Consider the following 18,032-nt stretch of genomic DNA (forward strand, 5'->3'; position numbering starts at 1 on the left):
CATGGTCGAGGAGTCCACGCAGGTGGTGCGGGCGCTGGAAGGCGCAGGCCTGGAGGTCCGGGCCGACGCGGGCACTCGCAGCATGTATGCGTCCGATGCCTCGCTGTACCGGATTCCGCCGCTGGCGGTGGTCCGGCCCCGGGGCGTCGAGGACGTCGCCGCCGCCCTGGCCGTCGCCCGCGAGACCGGGGTCCCGGTCACCTGTCGTGGTGCGGGGACGTCTGTCGCGGGCAACGCCGTCGGGCCGGGCGTGGTGCTGGACTTCTCCCGTCACATGAACCGAGTGCTGGCCGTCGACCCGGAGGCGCGGACCGCGGTCGTCGAGCCCGGCACGGTGCACGCCGTCCTCCAGAAGGCTGTGGCACCGCATGGGGTCCGCTTCGGGCCAGACCCGTCGACGCACCCGCGCTGCACGATCGGGGGGATGATCGGTAACAACGCGTGCGGGTCCCGGTCGCTGGCCTACGGGCGCACCTCGGACAACGTGACCGGCCTCGAGTTGCTCATCGCAGCCGGTGATGAGCTGGTCACGGGCTACGACGAGACCGGTATGCCGTTTGCCCGGGGCGGCGCGGACGTGGTCCTCGACGTCCGCGCGGTGATGTCCCGTCACCTTTCGACGGCGCGCACCGAGTTCGACCGCTTCGGTCGGCAGGTCTCCGGCTACGCGGCGCACCACCTGCTGCCCGAGCGGTTCGACCTCACCCAGGCCCTGGTGGGCTCGGAAGGAACCCTCGGGGTGATCACCCGGGCCAGCGTGCGGCTGGTCGTCGACGCGCCCGTGCGGGTCGTCGTGGCACTCGGGTTTCCCGACATCGTCACGGCAGGTCGCGCTGCTCCCGGGGTCGTGGCGCACGGGCCGACCTCCTGCGAGGGCTTGGACTCCCGGCTGGTTGACGTGCTCCGCGCTCGCCGCGGGCCCGGCGCCATACCTGCGCTGCCCAAGGGCCGGGCGTGGCTGTTCGTAGAGTTCGCCGGCGAGGAGCTAGGGGAGGTCAGGGATCGGGCCCGGCGCCTGGTGGGGGAGCGGCTCGGCGATGACGGCGTCATCGTCGAGGACCCTGTCGTGCAGGCCCGCTTGTGGCGCATTCGCGAGGACGGCGCCGGCCTCGCGGGTCGGGCGCCGTCCGGCAAACCGGCCTGGCCGGGGTGGGAGGACGCGGCCGTGCCGCCCGCTCGCCTGGGGGAGTACCTCGCAGCCTTCGACGAGCTCGTCAGCTCCTACGGCATGACGTCGGCCCCGTTCGGTCACTTCGGCAACGGGTGCTTGCACGTGCGGCTGGACCTGCCGCTGGACCAGCCGGACGGCACCCGCGTCATGCGCGAGTTTCTCACCGAGTCGGCGCGGCTGGTCGGCGGGTTCGGCGGATCGCTCTCGGGCGAGCACGGCGACGGGCGTGCCCGATCCGAGCTGCTGCCGCACATGTACTCGCCCGACGCGATCGCCCTGTTCGGCGGGATCAAGCGCGCCTTCGACCCGGACAACCTTCTCAACCCCGGGGTGCTCGTCGACCCCGATCCTGTGGACAGGAACGTGCGACCTGCTGGAAGGTTCCCGATCCGGAGTCTGGCGATGGCCTACCCGCACGACCACGGAGACCTCGGGCAGGCAGTGCACCGCTGCACCGGGGTCGGCAAGTGTCGGGCCGACAACTCCGCTGCCGGCGGTGTCATGTGCCCCTCCTACCTGGCCACTCGGGAGGAGAAAGACTCCACCCGAGGCCGGGCCCGGATCCTGCAGGACGTTGTCCGCGGCGAGCTGCCCTGGTCGCACCCGTCGGTGCACGACGCGATGGATCTGTGTCTGGCGTGCAAGGGGTGCGCATCGGACTGCCCCACCGGCATCGACATGGCGACGTACAAGTCCGAGGTGCTGCACCAGACCTACCGGCGCAGGATCCGCCCCCGCTCCCACTACACACTTGGCAAGCTGCCCATGTGGGCACGGCTCGCGGGCCGCGCGCCGACGCTGGCCAACAGGGCCCTTGCCCTGCCTCTCGTCGGCCCCATCGCGTTGTGGCTGGCCGGCGTCGACCGTCGCCGCTCCCTACCCGCGTTTCCCCAGCGCCCGTTCCGCCGCACCTTCACACCGCTCGCTTCGGACCTTAGGCCAGTGGTGTTGTTCGCCGACTCGTTCACCGACGTCTTCTCACCTGAGATCGCCGACGCCACGGTGCGGGTGCTGCGAGACGCCGGCTACGAACCGCGCCTCCCGAGCGGCTCGGTGTGCTGTGGCCTGACCTGGATCACGACCGGACAGCTCGACTCGGCCAAGGACATCCTGCGCCGCACCGTCGCCACCCTCGCGGCGGACGCGCGGGCCGGCATACCTATCGTCGGGATCGAGCCATCCTGCACCGCGGTCTTGCGCTCGGACGTCCACGAGCTACTCCCCGGCGACGAGGACGCTGCCCTCGTCTCGTCCCAGGTCCGCACGCTCGCGGAGCTCCTCGCCGAGACCTCAGGCTGGCAAGGCCCCGACCTGACCGGGACAAAGGTCATCGCCCAACCCCACTGCCACCACCACGCCATTCTCGGCTGGAAGACGGACGCAGACCTGCTCGCCGACACCGGCGCCACGGTGCAGACCCTGGCCGGCTGCTGTGGCCTTGCCGGGAACTTCGGCGTCGAGATCGGCCACTACGAGGTCTCCGTGGCCGTCGCCGACCAGAACCTCCTACCCGCCATCGACGCGAGCCCGGACGCAGTCGTCCTGGCAGACGGGTTCTCCTGCCGCACGCAGATCGCTGATCTACGACACCGGCGCAGCGTGCACCTGGCGCAGCTACTCGATCCAGCCAATCCCTGAAGGGACCAGCCTTCAAGCGTTCACCAAACTCGAGACTCGCCGTGCTCGACCGGCTGAACGTCAAGCTCTCGGGGGAGAGCGCCTTCGAAGACTGCGATCTGTCGACGGACGACGGCAGGTTGGTCTTCGCGAAGATCAAGGGGCGGTCGGCAACGTTCGGCCGCCTCTGCACCCAAGCGGTCGTGTCGGCGGAGATGCTGGTTCGTGAGCCTCAGGTGAGGATCGAACTTCTCAGCCGGGCGATGGACGCGAACGCCGGTCACGAGATCCTGGACGCCGTTCAGGATCGTCTCGGGCAGCTCGAGGCACGTGAACAGGGGTGCCTGAAGATCTGCCTGCTACTGCTCGGCACGTGGAACTTGGGCGGCGGCGGGGTTGGCGGGTTGGCGGTGGAGGTAGGTGTCTTGGGTGATGGAGACTTTGGCTTGGCCGAGTTGGTCGGCGATTTGGCGGGCGGTGTGGCCGGCGTCGTCGAGGGCGGTGGCGGTGGTTTTGCGGAGTGCGTGGGAGCGGATCCAGGCGAGTTTGTCGGATTCGGCCGGTTCGGCGGAGTCTCTGAGCCGGGCAAGCAGATCAGGGGTGTTGTCCAGGTCGATCCCGTAGGTCTTGGCGAGGCTGGAGACGAGTCGGTGGTTGGGTTTGAGTCGGCCGGTTTCGATGAGTTCGAGTCTGGTTTGGGGCCAGCCGAGGGTCAGTGCGGCTTGCTTGCGGCTGAGGTGGGCCTGGCGGCGGAATGCGCGCAGGGTTTGGCCGAGCTCTCGTCGGGCGGTGCTGGCGACGGGGGACAGGGCGGTGCGGAGGGCGCGACGGGTGTTGGAGGGGTCTCGGTAGTTGCCGATCGTGTCGGGGAAGACTGGGGCGTCGGGTTGCGTGTCGCCGGTATGGCGGGCGCGGAGGCTGGTTGTGGCCCAGGTGGGGAGGCTGAGGATGCGCTGGCCGGTTCTGGACTTGGTGGTCTTACGGATCAGGCCTTCGCCGGGTGGCCGGGCGATGCTGTGGGTGATCTCGACGGCGCCGGTTTCGAGGTCGACTTGGTGCCAGAGGACGGCGAGGGCTTCGCCGATGCGGACGCCGGTGGCGAGCATGAATGTGACGAGGTCAGGCAGGTCAGCTTCGACGGCGTGTTCGTCTGCGGTCAGGCTCTTCTGCAGGAGGGTGACTTCTTCGGTGGTGAGGGCTCGGAGTGGCCGCTTGGGTTTGGCTTCGATGGCGTCGACCTCGCGGGCGGGATTGACGGTGATGGCGCCATAGCGGACGGCGAGCTTCATCGCGCCGGAGATGACCGCGCGGCAGGTCTTGGCGGTTGAGGGCCGACGTGGTCCTTGATCTTGAACAGGACGGTGTCGAGGCACGGGGTGGTGGCCTCGCCGATGTGGAGTTCGCCGATTGCGGGTCGGACGTGGTTCTTGAGCGCGCGCCGATAGGTGTCCAGAGCGTTGCCCGTCGGCCACGAGCCTCTCGAATCTCTTCTCCCAGAGATCGAGGAGGTGGTTGATCTTGTGCATCTCGGTGAGGTCTGCCGAGTGTCTGGTTCTGGCGCGGTTCTGGAGCTTGAGGATCAGGGCCGCTCGGGCGGCGGTCTTGGTTGAGCCGGTGGCGGTGACTGGGCGGACCGTGCCGTCGTGGTCGCGGAACTTGGCACGGGCCAGGTGCTTGAGGGGTTTGCCGTTCTTGGTGGTCTTCAGGGTTCTGGTGGAGATCTCTCCCCAGGTTCCGATGGGCAGCGGTGTCCTCGGCATGTCTTGCCTCCAACCGGTGTGAGCGTTTCCTATTCAACGCTTGGCCGGTGCGAGAGGTGAGGGACGACGGTGACGTCGCACGCCGATGTGAGGTGACGCACAGTCACGGTCACCTGAAGGCTGCAAGGCCTAGCCGACGGGAGAGATGCGCGGGCCGAAAAGGTCGAATAAAAGGTGTCCTGCAGGCATCGAGAAACCCAGGCCACGCTGTGACCTGGGCTTTTGTGCGCCGCCAGGGACTCGAACCCCGAACCCGCTGAATTCCAGCTGAGATTGATCATCATTTGTCGATGGTGCGCGAAAACTCTTACAGGTAACGGATTCCGCGGCTGCTTGTTGCGCATAAGTTCTCATCGGCAACCATCCTCTCGCGCTGATTGAGGTGCGTAAAGAGGTGCGTCGGGGACGGACCTGTCGAAGAAGGGCGTCGTGGCGATCAGCGGGGTGACCTGTTGTTCAGGTCCACCGGGCGTTGTCTGGATCCCAGGCCTTGCCTCGGGCCTCGCCGCTGATGAGTGGGTCGGCGAAGGCTGTGATCACGGCGACTGCATCCGCGAACCTAGGTGGGTAGCCGGTGGCGGCTGGGCCCTGACGTCGTAGCCATGCGGTGTAGGAGGGCTGTCGTCGCTGGGCGAGGTCGGTGATGCTGGAGCTGAGTGGTCGCAAGGTGATCTGTCGGTGGGCTGCTGTGGCGTCGAGAGCTGTGGATACTTCGTCGGCGCGGAGGGTGTTGGCGCGTAGCAGGCGGTAGAGGTCGCCGTAGTCGCGGTCGCGGGTGTTGAGGTCGCCGAGTTCAATGGCGGTGGAGAGTTTCTCGGCGATGACGGTGGCGAGTGGGTAGCCGAGGATGGTGAAGGTCTCGGCCTCGAGGAGTTGTTGGTATGCGATGAGTTGGGGCTCGGGGGTGATGGGGTCGCCGAGGCTGACGTCGAGTTGGAGTTTGAGTTGGGCTCGGGCGATTGAGGCGGGCATGACGAGTCGGAGTCCGTGGTAGCGGCCGTCGTCTCGAATCGGCGTGGTTCTGAGGCTTGCGCCGTCGAACGTGACGCCGTCGTCGACTTCGGTCGCGGCGATCGTCCTGATTCGGCGGATGATCTCGGTGTCCTCGCCGGCGAAGTCTTGCCCGAGTATGTCGATGTCGCGGGTCGTGCGGCGGGCGCCGAACTGGGCGAGGAGTAGTCCGCCTTTGAGGACGAAGTGTTCGCGGCTGGCTGGTGATGTGGCGAGCCGGTAGAGGAATCGTTCGAGGACGTACTCGACCATGACTTCGTCGGTGGCGCGCCGTTGTCGGCGCGCTGAGTTCCGCAAGTCGTTGTAGATGCGGCCGGCAGTGGTGTCGCGGGCTGGGTTGACCATCAGGCGAGCACCGCTTCGACAGCTGGCCGGATGACGGAGAGGGCATGCAGTTCACGCGCGATGCGTTGGAGATTCGCGACGCCGTCAGGCCCACTGGTTCGCAGGTACCGGCCGAGTGCCGCCAGGGCCAGTGTGTGGCCGACGCGGTTGCGGTGGCGCATGGCATCGACCACGCTGCGGGCTGCGTCGTACACCGGCACGAACTCGCCCGGTGCCGCCTCGTACTGCTCGATGTTGAGGTCGAAGGTCATGGCCGCGTACTGCGCGACGACGATGGGTGGGTACGAGATCGCCGGACGCCGGGCGCCACGCGGTACAGCGATGTGTACGGCGGCCGGTATGTCGTCGATCAGATCGTGCAGCGCGAGCGCGGACTCGCCGCAGACCACTGCACCCGACGCCCGTGCGTGGACAGCCAGCAGATCGAGGTGCGCAGTCTCGGGGGCGTCGGACCGCCGGTAGACACCGCGCGAGAGTTCAATCGCGGCCCCCTCGCTGACCAGCGTCGCCAGATCCCGTGATGGCAGGCCGGCCCGGCGTGCCTGCGCCGTGCTGAACGTGGGCGGCAGCAGTGCCAGCCGTTGGCGTGTGCGAGGTGACTCCAAGGGCGTCATGTACCAAATCATACCCCATGAGACTATTAAGGGGGACGATTTGATACATGCTTCGGATCTCCGGTCAGAACCGATCAGCTGATGTGGCTCACGAGGATTGGCGCACCGCGACGGCCGACGCAGCTCGTCACGACGGATCTACGTCCAGCCGGACGGAGGTACCAGTTGAGGCATCCAGGGAAGCCAGGAAGGGTGTTCGGCCCGAGCTTCTTGTGGTTCATGGGCGACGCTGTCTCACGGTGCAACTGCTGATGACAGGTCGGCGAGTAGATCGTCTAGTAGGGCCTCTTCATGGACGGCCTGGGCTAAGTGGTCGATCGCCGACCGCAGGTCTGGGTGATGGCCGGGCTTGGTGCCGTTGGCGGCGTGACGGAGGTAGGTGGCGACATCGAAGCGCCACATTTCTGCGGCCGGTGCCACGGACACGAGTTGTTTGACGACTACTAGGCCCGCATGGTCGAAATCCGCCCGGATGCTCAGTGGTATGTCGGCAGCAGCCAGCCCGGCGACCAGGTCGAGAGCTGCCGTGGTCGGCACACCGTCGGTGCAGATCAGCGGTGGACAGTCGGCTCCGAGCCGATCCGCAGCCGCCTCGGCGACTGTCGGATTCTCGCAGACAAAGGCTGGTCCACCCACTGCCCTCCAGCCGCCACGCAACGAGCGTAGGGACAGCCAAACCGGTTCGCCAACGGAGGCGGAGCACAAGCGGACGGCGTGTGCGTTTCCTTCCAGTGCGAGATTCACTGCGAGGACTCGAGACGAGACCTCGTCGCAGAGTACGCCGACCGCCGCCCACGCCAGCCGCCAGATCCGGCCGGCCCGCCCCGGTCGCGCCAGTCCATGGGCCGTCGCCGCCAGTCGTGCTACAAGCTTTCCGAGCAGCTGGTCTGCGTCCAGTGCGTGTGCGTCGCCAAGGAGAACACTGGCAAGTTGCGCATGCCGAATCGGTGGTGTGGTTGCGTCAGGCAACTGTATCCAGATCGCGCTCACCTCCCGGACAACCCCGAGGCGGTCTCCGGTGCCGGCCGCCGGCAGGATCGGCTCGTCGGCCAGCCAGTCGCGAGCGACCTGCGGCGGCACTCCGGCCCAGATCAATTCGGCCTCGGCGGACTCGTCCTCAGCCAGAGCCCGTTCGCTTTCCATCCGCCGTACGTCGGCGTCGAGCTCGACTTCGCCGTACAGCGCCTCGACGAGCCGACGGACCGTCATCCCGTGTTCGGCCAGTCGCGCGGCGACGTCACGGAGCTGAACCGGCCGGCCGGAGAGCGCCCAGCTGTTGCCCAGGAGCCTTCCCACCTCCTGTCGCTGGCTCGATGAGAGCGCCAGCGCACCGAGGCGGCCGTTCTCGGTGTCGTGCCCACGGCGCGCTCGGTTCTGTACGGCGCGGAGAACCGTTGCCGGTCCGTCGAGCTCGGACCATTGCCGGATTCCTTCTGGTACGCCGCTCATTCGGCGCCTGCAACCGCGATCGGCAGCGCTTGCTCGACCTGAGTCAGGTTCTTGCCCAGCCAGAGATAGCTGTCGACATCCACGCCCGGCAGGAGCTTGTCGCGAGCCAGGTCGTAGATGGCGACGGCCGGCACCGTACGGTACGTGCACCATTCGTCGTGGGCGGTCAACATGATGTCGAGGTCGAATTCCACGGTGAGGCCCATGAACGACTCCTTGACGGACGCATCGACACCGGTCATTGCTTCGTCGAGCCAGATCCATCGTGGCGCTCCGCGGCCGGCCGCGTTGTAGGCGACGACCGCTGCGGCGAACAGCGGCTGAGACAGCAGGACTACCTTTTCGCCGCCGGACTTGGAGCCGTGACTCGCATTGTCGAAACGGCGCCACACGCCTCCGTCGCCGCCCCGGAACTGCAACTCGATGCGCAACCACCGACGGTAGTCGAGCGCACTCGCCAGTTGTTCCTTCCAGTCGCTCGCGCCCCCGGCCTTTGCGTCGGCCCGGGCCGCATCGATCTTTCGGGACAGGAAGTTGCGTACCTGTTCCTGACGATCCGCGCCGAGTTGAGCGTATCCGTGGCCGAGTGCCTTGACCACGACCACCGCCTCCGGATCGGCCGGGTCGGGCACTCGCTCCAGCCGAACGACGTGCCCCTGTCCCGTCGGATGCTTCGCGAGTTGCCGGTTGATGTCGAGGAAGGTGCCCTCGGCGTAATCGAGCCGCTCCTTCAGGTACTCGATGAAGTTGGACTCCAGCAGGGTTCCCAGGACATCGCGTTGCTCGGTGTTATAGCGGTCCTCCAGCTCCTGGACGGCGGCGGCCAGCGCGTTGCTGGCCGGCTGGGGAGCCTGCCATCCGTGCGTTGCATCAGTGAGCACCAACACGAGCGGAACCGGTCCGTCGTCGTCGATCCGCATGTCACGCGTCGGAAGTAGCTGCTGCCGGAGTTCCTGAAGGCTGGTCAGGCACCTCCGCCACGCTCGTTCCTCGGCGGCGGGCTCGGTCACGTCCCGCAACGCCCGCCGTGCAGCCCGTGCGCTCTCCCGGCCGGTCTCGACCACGCGCCTGTCGGGCGCCGAAAGGTCTAGTGGCCCGAGCAGGTCCGCGTCGACCACCGCCCACCAGGCGGTTAGCGCTTCGTTACGGGCGGTCTCGGCTGCGACGCGGCGCTCCTCATGCTGGGCGAGTACCGCCGTTGCGGAGGCGACGGTGACACGCGCCTCGGTCAACTCGTTGCCCAAGCGCGTCATCGAAGTGCCGAGCTGAGTGAGGCGCTCGGCCAAGCGGTCTGCTCTGCCCAACATGTCGTGATGATCCGACTGCAGGGTCGTTTCCGCGATCGTGAGCTGGATACGGACCTGCCGTTGCTCCGTCGTCAGTCTCTCCAGCTCCCGAACGACCTCCTCCAACTCGATACCGCGGTCCTCCGCTGTGGTCTCGGCGGCGTGGAGCGCATCTTGCCGCGACTTGTTCAACTCGATCAGTGCGGACAGTTCCAGCACCGCCTGGCGGCAATGGTTCAGCGCCCGGCTGTAACTTTGCAGACCCTCCATGGGGAACTCGAAACGAGCGGCATGTTCGGCGAGGCCTGCCCGCTTGTCGTCTGCCTCGGCCTGGATCGTGCCGTGCCGGGCGACCTCTGTTGCGTGCTCCCGCTCCGCGTGGCCCGACAAGTCCGTGCTGACCGCGAACGTGCGAGCAGCCTCGATGACTGGCCGCTCGGACGGCACTGCGGCGTATTCGGTCTCGAGGAGGTCCAGTTGGCTCGCGAGGAGGATGAGTTCGGCCTCGATGAGGGTCAAATCCTCGTCAACCCAACGTAGTTCGGCGCCGGCCGCGTCGATGGCCCGGAGACGGGCCGCCTCGCGCGCTGCGATTCCGAGGTACGACGCGCTCTGCGCGGGCGCGGCTCGCCCGGTCAGGGAACCGACTGACCAGCAGCCATCGCGGCTCAGCCAACTCCCGTCCTCCGGAGCGGATGCTCGATCGGCGAACCAGCCGAACCCGGCGAGTAAGGCCGCGACCACGTCCACCGGCACACCGTCAGCGGAAGCTGGTTCGAGCACGTCGTTCAGGCTCGCACCGGGCACTGCTCGCGGCCGCAGCTGGACGTCGAAGGGTTCGTTGCCATCAGCATCGACCAGCAAGCCGGACGGCGTGACCCAGGCATCGAGGATCCCGGCGGCAGCGAGCGCAGCCTCCAGAACGTCGAGGTCAGTTGGAGCCAGCACGTCCCGGGGGTTCACACACTTCCAGAACGGCGCACCTCGGCCGGCCGACGTGTCCGGACGGTCGCGACGACTCCACGTCACCGGCTTCGGCGGCGGGTTCTCGGAGATCGATCGCAGGCGATCGATGTCTGCTTCGAGTCGCGACTTCTCGGCCCGCAGCGGCTCTCGGCGGGCTTCGGCCACCGCGATCCGCCGCTGCAACTGCTCTCGGTGCCCGTCGAAATGCTGCCGGACCGCAGCGCGTGGCGATGTGGTCGATGAACCTACTGTGGTCAACTCGGCGACCAGGTCACACCAGTGTTCGACCTGCTCATCCGTCGTCGGGGCGGCTGTCAAACTGCGGGCCCATTTCCGCAAGTTCACGCGCAGGTCGTCGACGGCGGTCTCCAATTGCGCCAGCCGCTCCCCGGCCTCCGATGCCGCCTCGTCGCGACGTGCGGCGTACCGAGCGACGCGTCTTTGCGATGCCTCGGCTTCGGCAACTGCTCTCCCGAGGTCGGCATGCAACTGCTCATGGTGCTCGAATCGCTCGAACCTTCTGTCGATCGCGACCCGCAGACCGGCGATGTCCAGGTCCGGCAGGTGCCGCTCGGTCGCAGCGGCGAGGCCGACCTGCGCGGCGAGTTCCGTCAGAGTTCTAGCCTGCGTGGACTGTCGCTCGGCCACCGCCGCGGCCTCGGTCAGGGCGGCGGTGACGACCGCCTGCGACTGCTCCACAGCTAGGACCGATTTGCTGTGCCGCTCGTTCACACTCCCGCGGTGCTGGGCCACGGTTGCCAACGCACTGCGAAGGGTTTCGACTCGGCCCGCCGCAGCTACCGCATCGGTGTACGCCTGCGATTTCAGCAGCTCGCGATATTCGACCTCGCGGTCGTCCCGGTCGATGCGCACCCTTTCGAGCTCACTCGTCACTTGACCGACTTGCCGCGTGGCTTCGGTGAGCTCGCCGTCAGCGCGGTTCTTGAGATCCGTGGTTCGTTCGAGTTGGCTGGTGGTTCGTGACAGTTCGTCGGCCCGCGAGCGGACGACGATCGAGGCCCATGGCTTCCACGCATGGCTGGTGTAGTACGCCAGTGCATGGGCGGCCTGCTTGGTGGTGTCGACCTTGGAGCGGAGTTGGTCGAGCCGATCCCACCCGTCGGCGAGGTTGTCGATCTCCTCGGCTGCGATCGGCGGCAGGGCGTCTCGCAGGGTGTCGGCGAGACTCGCCGGGTTCAGACGTTCGCCCAACTTCGGTTTCCGGAGTTGCTTGAGCAATTCGGTCAGGTTGTTGTAGGCGTCGATCTCCATGCCGAACAGCTCACGCGCCAGGTGCGCACGGTACTGTGTCGCGCTCTTGTAGACCTGTATTCCGGGAAGCTTCTTCAGTTCCGTTTCGTCGAGCGGCCGTCCAGAGTGGGTCAGCTCCAGCGCACTGCCGATCCGATGCCGAGTGACCAATTGCCAGGTCTGCACCGGCGCGGTTCCGGTCCCACGGCGCGCGCTGGCGCCGAGACCGCAGGTGAAGTACTCCGCCTCGCCGTGATCGCCGATCCGCCCGAACTCCGCCCACGCGTAACCAAGTCCGGCGTCCCTCAGCTCCCGTGGATCGTCGGCCTCACCTGTGGGCAGCAGGTTGAACCGCATGGTGCGATGTTGCGAACCGAATGGATCCAGAATTGATGCGCCGATCTCACCGCGCATCAGCATCAAGGTCGTGAGCTCGAGAACCTTGGTCTTGCCCGCGCCGTTCCCGCCGCGCAGCACCAGGCGCCCGTCGGCGAACCAGAACTCGGCCTCGTCGTACTCCCAGAGATTGACGATTCCGACGCGCAGCGGCTGCCAGCGGGTCAGCTGCGCGGTCGGCAGGCCACCGGTCCGTGCGGCGTCGAGCCAGGCCTCGCCGTCGACGCGTGCATCAGTCATCGGTTCCTCCGTCGGATCGATCAGTTGTCTCTTGGACAGCGGGACCGCGATAACGTGCCGCCGCCGGTGTCAGATGAAACTCGCCCGGCGTCTCGGCCGGTCGCAGCAGATCGAGCGCCGCAAGCGTTTCGAGGGCACCGGCGGCCATCGCTCCCTGCACTGTTGTTCCTGCGGTCATCGCCGTCGGATACCGGTCGGCGATGTCGTCGGCGGCGAGCTCGATCCGGTCGCGTCCGAACGGCTTGCCGGTGCCGATGTCGCCCAGCAACTCGTCGAGGATCAGCAACGTGCAGAAGTCCGCGGCGCGCAGTCTGGGGAAGGGCAGGTCAGTGTGCTTGTCCTCGGTCACCACCAGCGCGATTCCCTCGGCGCGTTCCTCGGCGGTCCAGCCGGTCATCTCCTCGCACCAGGACAGGAGCCGCCGTCGCTGGTTCGTCAGGTACGCGCGCTCGTCGTCCGACAGGTCGGCGAAGTAGCAGACCGGTAGTTCGAGGAGCCGGCGAAGGACGCCGAACCTGGGGGACTCCGCCTCTTGGCCGCCCGCGGAATCGAGCGCTGCATTCAAGCTGACCGGGTCGATCATCCGCAGCAACAGCTCACGTCGCACGTCGAAGGCATCGCCGACCTTGTTGCGCTGCCGCGCCCAGTCATCGTTCTGATCGGTTGTTGCTACGCCGAGCGGTCGTAGGCCGCCCAGGTCCACCAGCACCTGGAGCCCCCGCACGAACAGCACGCGTTCCGTATACCGATCGGGGTCGTAGGGCGTGACGCCGGTCTGCTCGCGGTCGGTCAAAACCCGGACCCGGTCGGAAAGCTCCTGAGTGCTCGTCACATCTTCCGCATCCTCGGCCGCGGCGGCGGTGAGTACTGCCAGGATCAGCGCGCGCCGCCCTGGCATGTCCGTCGGCCGCGGCGCGTGGACCTTGGCGTCGGTGGGAAGCCGGTACAGCCGAGCTGCGGATTCAGTCAGGAGCAGCCGGTAGCCGAGCCGGTTCACGAACCAGTCGGCCAGCGTGGAGCGATGCGCGAACACCAGCGGCCATAACTGCGGGCAGGCGTCGCGGGTGACGACCGAACACTGGAGCAGTCCGACGAACGCCTGTTGGAGGTCGCTGGTCACAGATGCCGCATTTCGAACGTCCAGTCCCGCGTCACGAAGCCGCCGTCCTCGGTTTTCAGCACTGCCGATCTGGCATCCTGCTCGACGGTCAAGCTGACCTCCCACTGCCCGTCAGGACTGACTGCTGTACGCCGACCATCGACGGTCCGGCCGGTGCGACGGACGGCGCCGACCAGGTCCAGCAGGAGTTCGAACTCTGCTCGGCTCAGAGACTCCCACGACGCGATCCGGGTGCCGGTCCGCTGTACCAGGGAGACAGCCGCTTCACTGCGCTCCGCGCGAGCAGCTCGCCGGGCCTGGGCTGCAGCGGCTTTGCCGTCCGCGTAGTTCGGAGTCATCGGCCGTCGTCCGACGGCGGCGCGCGCACCCTGGCGTCGGTACCGGGCGGTCACGGGCGCCGCCGGAGCATCGACCCACGGCAGAGCCGAGTCATCCGCCGAGTCAGCGGGCAGTTGCAGATGACGCGCTGAGAATGCGCCTGCGGCCGTGTGCCAGATCCGCCATGCTTCCAGGTCCGACGGCGCTTGTTCGAGTGCGGCGGCGAGGTGCAGCAGCTCCGGACGGCGGGTCACCGAACCCGCACTGTCCATCAGGATGTACATGTTGCGAGCCCACGGCGCCACGAGATCCCGCAGTTGGCGACGGAGGCGCCGCGCCTGACCGGCCGGCGACGCGAACCACGCCGCCAGCGCTGTCCACGTGTGCGTCCATCGCTCGACCTGACTGTCGACCAACGACTCGGGGACTTCGTCGGCGAGAGCCGCCCGTATACACGCCCGCCACGTCGACGCGCTCAACAGCGGGGTGAGTTCCTCCACCAGTTCCGCGATCCGGGGACTGTTGACGTCGACCTGCTCACCCCACATCGAGACGTAGGCCTGAAGCGTCCGCCACAACATGTCCTGCTTCGCCTCGTCGGGACCGCCGGACAGGGCATGCGCAAGGCCACGTTGCCAGCCGCGCGCTGCGGTCGCCATCGCCTGGTGCAGGGTGATGACCTGCTGAAACTCCCCGGCCGCATCGACGAAACGCTGCCTCCGCACGGCCTCGGCGAAGGCTGCAAGACGGTCGTGAATCGCCCGCGGCGCAAGGGTCAGATCGCCTTCGGTTGCTTCGTCCTGCGACTGCGGATCGGCCAGGAAGCTGTGCAGGCGGGCTGCCGCGGGCGTCAGTTGAAATCGATCGCGCCGGCGCAGGAAGTCTTCGCCACGGCGCGCGGGCTCCTGCCATGACGTGAGAACATCCCAGTGCACCAACCGCTGCAGTCGGTCCTCGAGTTTCCAGGCGTCGTCGGCAGCCAGTTCTTCGGCGAGCTCAACCGAAAGGACCTTGGCCAACCGAATCGAGACTGCGGCGGCGACTTCGTCGTAGGACAGTCCAGTCAGGCTGTTGTCCTGCTCCGCCAGGAGCACGTCGACGATCACGCGGTACTGGGCCGCGTACCGCGTCGCCAGGTACGAGGTCATCGGCACACGTCCCGGCAGGCCCGCCAAGGCCCACGAATCCGGCCCCTCGGCAAGTTCCTCATCATCCACAGCGCTGTCCCGAAACTGGCCGTCTGAAGGAGTGGATCCAGGCATCAGACTGAGGCCCTGCCTTCGGCGTCAGGGTTCAAGATCTCTGCCATTTCCGGCGGAATCGTGAAACTGACCGCCGTTGCACCGCCGTCGTAGTTTGCGGTAAGCGCCACCTCGGCCCCCGCCATCAACCGGCCCTCTTCCTCGAGGAGTCTGGTGATCCTCGTCGTCGGCCGGGTGAATCCGCGAAGCAGCCGATCCTCGCCGGAGCCCGCGACCTCGTAGACCTGGTCGCGACTGACTGTGCCGCCCTGCGCGGCAGCCATCCGGATGATCTCGGTATGTGGCGATCCTTCGGCATCAAGCCGCTTGAACAGCTCCAAGATGGCGGACCGGGTCCAGCCCTCGTTGTCGGTGGTACTCGCCCTCGCGACGTCCGCTGCTGCCTCCGGAGAAACAGCCACCTGAAGAGCCGCCGCATGCTCGATCAGCTGCACAGGCCGCAGCATGAACAGCCGTCGCTCCGAGTCTGCCGCGAACTCGTGAACCAACTCCTGACGCGGGCCCATGAAGTGGTTGCGGTGCTTCCACCACCAGTCCTCCTTCTCATCACCTGTCACGATGACCAGCGGGAGGTCGCGACGATTGGCTTCAGCAATCGACTGGATCCACACCAGATAGTCGCCGCTGGCGCCGTCGGCTGCATCACCGGGGGTTTTCTCCGCGTCCTTGTAGCCGGGCGGGATCTTCGCCTGGACTCGTCGTTCCCCTTCGGCCAGTGCGGATTTGTGCTCGTCCTCTGTCAGTGGAGGTCCGACATGAGCAGGCAGGAGGTCATTGAGGAGGTCGAGCACCGTGTCGCGGCTTCCGTCGTACGAGATGGTGCCGGCGCCCTGCACCTCGGTGTCGATCAGGTTGCGGGCCTGTCCGTAGCCGGCCTCCAGCGCCGCGGTGACCAACTGCTTGGTGTCCTCCGGAACGGCGGTCTGCTTGGCCCACGCATCGATGGCGCTGACGGCCGCAGCGCGGGTCTTCTCGATCGCCTTGCCGACTTCGTCAGTCGCCTGGTTCATGCTGTCGATCGCGAAGCATCGATTCCGCCAGAACTCCCGAGCGGCCTGATGACTGACCCAGGCCCGATCTCCGGCAGCCTTCAACACCTCTACCAGTGCCTGTCGCGCCTTCGGGCTGTACCGATAGAAGTTCAGTAGCACATTCGCATCGAGACTCAGCAAACCCCCGGTCAGCGCCTCGTCGACATCGCTGTCGGTCTGCGGCACATTCGCGCCGAATCCGGACCTCAAGGCAGTACCCACGCGCATCCCCCACTTGCAATGAACCACCGTCATGCACACTACCGACCACAGCCGTAGCCCACCACCGGTCACTCACTCTGCGTGTCGGGCGGGCGCGGATGAGGCTAACTGCTCGGCTGCGACCGTGATGGTGGATTCGCACACTGTGGGGCTCAGATAGCCGAAGATGGAGTGGCACCGGCGGATGTTCCAGCCCTCGATGTGGTCGACGATCACGCTGGTGGCGGCTTTCACGGCAGGCCGGGTTTGTCGAAGGCGTGTTCGAGGGCTTGGGCGGCGGCGGGGTTGGCGGGTTGGCGGTGCAGGTAGGTGTCTTGGGTGATGGAGACTTTGGCTTGGCCTAGTTGGTCGGCGATTTGGCGGGCGGTTTGGCCGGCGTTGTCGAGGGCGGTGGCGGTGGTTCTGCGGAGTGCGTGGGTGCGGATCCAGGCGAGTTTGTCGGATTCGGTGTGCAGGATCGCCTCCTGAAGTTGGGCGAGCAGGTCGGGGGTTGTGTCGAGGTCGATGCCGTAGGCCTTGGCGAGCGCGGAGAGGAGCCGGCGGTTGGGTCTGATGCGGCCGGTTTCGATGAGCTCGAGTCTGGTTTGGGGCCAGCCCAGGGTCTGTGCGATTTGCTTTCGGCTGAGGTGTTTCTGGCGGCGGAGGGCACGGAGAGTTTGGCCCAACTCGCGTCGGGCGGTGCTGCCGACGGGGGATAGTGCTGTGCGGAGGGAGCGGCGGGTGTTGGAGGGGTCGCGGTAGCCGCCGATCGAGTTGGGGAAGACCGGGGCGTCGGGGTCGGTGTCGGTCGCGTAGCGGGCACGGAGGCTGGTGGTGGCCCAGGTGGGGAGGCTGAGGACGCGCTCTCCAGTTCTGGATTTGGTGGTTTTGCGGATCAGGCCTTCGCCGGATGGCCGGGCGATGGTGTGGGTGATTTCCACGGTGCCGGTTTCGAGGTTGACTTGGTTCCAGAGGACGGCGAGGGATTCGCCGATGCGGACGCCGGTGCCGAGCATGAACGTGACGAGGTCGGGCAGGTCGGCCGTGACGGCGTGCGCGTCGGCGGTCAGGCTTCTTTGCAGGAGATTGACTTCTTCGGCGGTGAGGGCTCGGGGTGGGTTCTTGGGTTTGGCTTCGATGGTGTCTATTTCGCGGGCGGGGTTGACGCTGAGGGCGCCGTAGCGGACGGCGAGGTTCATTGCGCCGGAGATGACGGCGCGGCAGGTTCTGGCGGTGGGGGCGCCGGCGTGGTGCTTGATGTCGGTGAGGACAGTGTCGAGGCGCTGGGTGGTGGCTTCGCCGATGTGGAGTTCGCCGATGGCGGGACGGACGTGGTTCTTCAGGGCGCGCCGGTAGGTGCCGAGAGAGGTCGGCGATCGCGTGCCGTCGGCGACCAGTCCTTCGAACCTCTTCTCCCACAGGTCGAGGAGGTGGTTGACCTTGTGGGCAGCGGTCAGGTCGCCGGAGTGATTGGTTTGTGCGCGCTTCTGGAGCTTGGTGAGCAGGGCGGTTCGTGCGGCGGTCTTGGTGGTGCCGGTGGCGGTGACGGCACGGACCTTGCCGTCGTGGTCGCGGAACTTGGCGTGGGCCTGGTGCCTGAGGGGTTTGTCGTTCTTCTTGGTCTTCAGGGGCCTGGTGGAGATCTCTCCCCAGGTTCCGATGGGCAGCGGTGGCCTCGGCATGTCTTGCCTCCAACCGGTGTGAGGGTCAGAGGTTCAACGCTTGGCCGGTGCGGAAGATCTGCGAGGTCGCTGACTGTCGCGGTTCGATGTGATGTGACGCACAGTCACGTCGCCTGAAGGCCGCACGGTTCAGCCGGTCGGAGAGATGTGTGGCTGAAAAGGTCGAATAAAAGGTGTCCTGCAGACATGAAGAAACCCAGGCCACGCGCGTGACCTGGGCTTTTGTGCGCCGCCAGGGACTCGAACCCCGAACCCGCTGAATTCCAGCTGAGGTTGACCATCGTTTGTCGACGATGCGCGAAAGCTCTTACT

Annotated in this window: 10 protein-coding genes and 1 pseudogene; 2 read left to right on the forward strand and 9 right to left on the reverse strand. The window is 66.9% G+C overall.

Annotated features, from left to right (window positions below; genetic code table 11):
- The first annotated feature begins 1 nt into the window (after position 1).
- Entirely contained in the window at positions 2 to 2,809 is a 2,808-nt protein-coding gene (locus JOF29_RS34580; protein WP_245359735.1) for an FAD-binding and (Fe-S)-binding domain-containing protein, read from the forward strand.
- A pseudogene (locus tag JOF29_RS46175) lies at positions 2,806 to 3,054 on the forward strand (TIGR04141 family sporadically distributed protein); the annotation flags it as partial. The gene JOF29_RS34580 and the pseudogene JOF29_RS46175, both read left to right, overlap by 4 nt.
- Positions 3,055 to 3,147: 93 nt before the next feature.
- On the opposite strand, the gene JOF29_RS34590 reads toward JOF29_RS46175, so the two are convergent.
- The 9 genes from JOF29_RS34590 to JOF29_RS34630 form a co-directional block, all read right to left on the reverse strand.
- Positions 3,148 to 4,077 (reverse strand): helix-turn-helix domain-containing protein, encoded by a 930-nt coding sequence (locus tag JOF29_RS34590; protein WP_209698568.1) that lies wholly within the window; start codon positions 4,075 to 4,077, stop codon positions 3,148 to 3,150.
- A 927-nt stretch (positions 4,078 to 5,004) separates the two neighbouring features.
- Complete coding sequence (locus tag JOF29_RS34595) at positions 5,005 to 5,904, reverse strand: nucleotidyl transferase AbiEii/AbiGii toxin family protein (RefSeq protein WP_209698569.1); 900 nt, start codon at positions 5,902 to 5,904, stop codon at positions 5,005 to 5,007.
- Entirely contained in the window at positions 5,904 to 6,518 is a 615-nt protein-coding gene (locus tag JOF29_RS34600) for a type IV toxin-antitoxin system AbiEi family antitoxin domain-containing protein (protein ID WP_209698570.1), read from the reverse strand. The genes JOF29_RS34595 and JOF29_RS34600 overlap by 1 nt, the downstream gene beginning before the upstream one ends.
- Before the next feature lie 234 nt (positions 6,519 to 6,752).
- Complete coding sequence (locus JOF29_RS34605; RefSeq protein ID WP_209698571.1) at positions 6,753 to 7,967, reverse strand: DUF2399 domain-containing protein; 1,215 nt, start codon at positions 7,965 to 7,967, stop codon at positions 6,753 to 6,755.
- Positions 7,964 to 12,106 carry a TIGR02680 family protein gene (locus JOF29_RS34610; protein WP_209698572.1) on the reverse strand — a complete coding sequence of 1,381 codons (4,143 nt, stop codon included), beginning with the start codon at positions 12,104 to 12,106 and terminating at the stop codon, positions 7,964 to 7,966. Before JOF29_RS34610 ends, JOF29_RS34605 begins: the two co-directional genes overlap by 4 nt.
- Positions 12,099 to 13,331 carry a TIGR02678 family protein gene (locus JOF29_RS34615; RefSeq protein WP_307863838.1) on the reverse strand — a complete coding sequence of 411 codons (1,233 nt, stop codon included), beginning with the start codon at positions 13,329 to 13,331 and terminating at the stop codon, positions 12,099 to 12,101. Before JOF29_RS34615 ends, JOF29_RS34610 begins: the two co-directional genes overlap by 8 nt.
- Entirely contained in the window at positions 13,223 to 14,806 is a 1,584-nt protein-coding gene (locus tag JOF29_RS34620) for a DUF2397 domain-containing protein (RefSeq protein WP_307863839.1), read from the reverse strand. The genes JOF29_RS34615 and JOF29_RS34620 overlap by 109 nt, the downstream gene beginning before the upstream one ends.
- Positions 14,806 to 16,092, reverse strand: coding sequence for a PIN-like domain-containing protein (locus tag JOF29_RS34625; RefSeq protein WP_209698575.1), 1,287 nt, complete (start codon positions 16,090 to 16,092; stop codon positions 14,806 to 14,808). The genes JOF29_RS34620 and JOF29_RS34625 overlap by 1 nt, the downstream gene beginning before the upstream one ends.
- A gap of 197 nt (positions 16,093 to 16,289) precedes the next feature.
- Positions 16,290 to 17,720, reverse strand: a complete 1,431-nt coding sequence (locus tag JOF29_RS34630; protein WP_209698576.1) for a tyrosine-type recombinase/integrase — start codon at positions 17,718 to 17,720, stop codon at positions 16,290 to 16,292.
- Positions 17,721 to 18,032: the final 312 nt, after the last annotated feature.

The sequence above is a fragment of the Kribbella aluminosa genome (genome assembly GCF_017876295.1).
GTDB lineage: Bacteria > Actinomycetota > Actinomycetes > Propionibacteriales > Kribbellaceae > Kribbella > Kribbella aluminosa.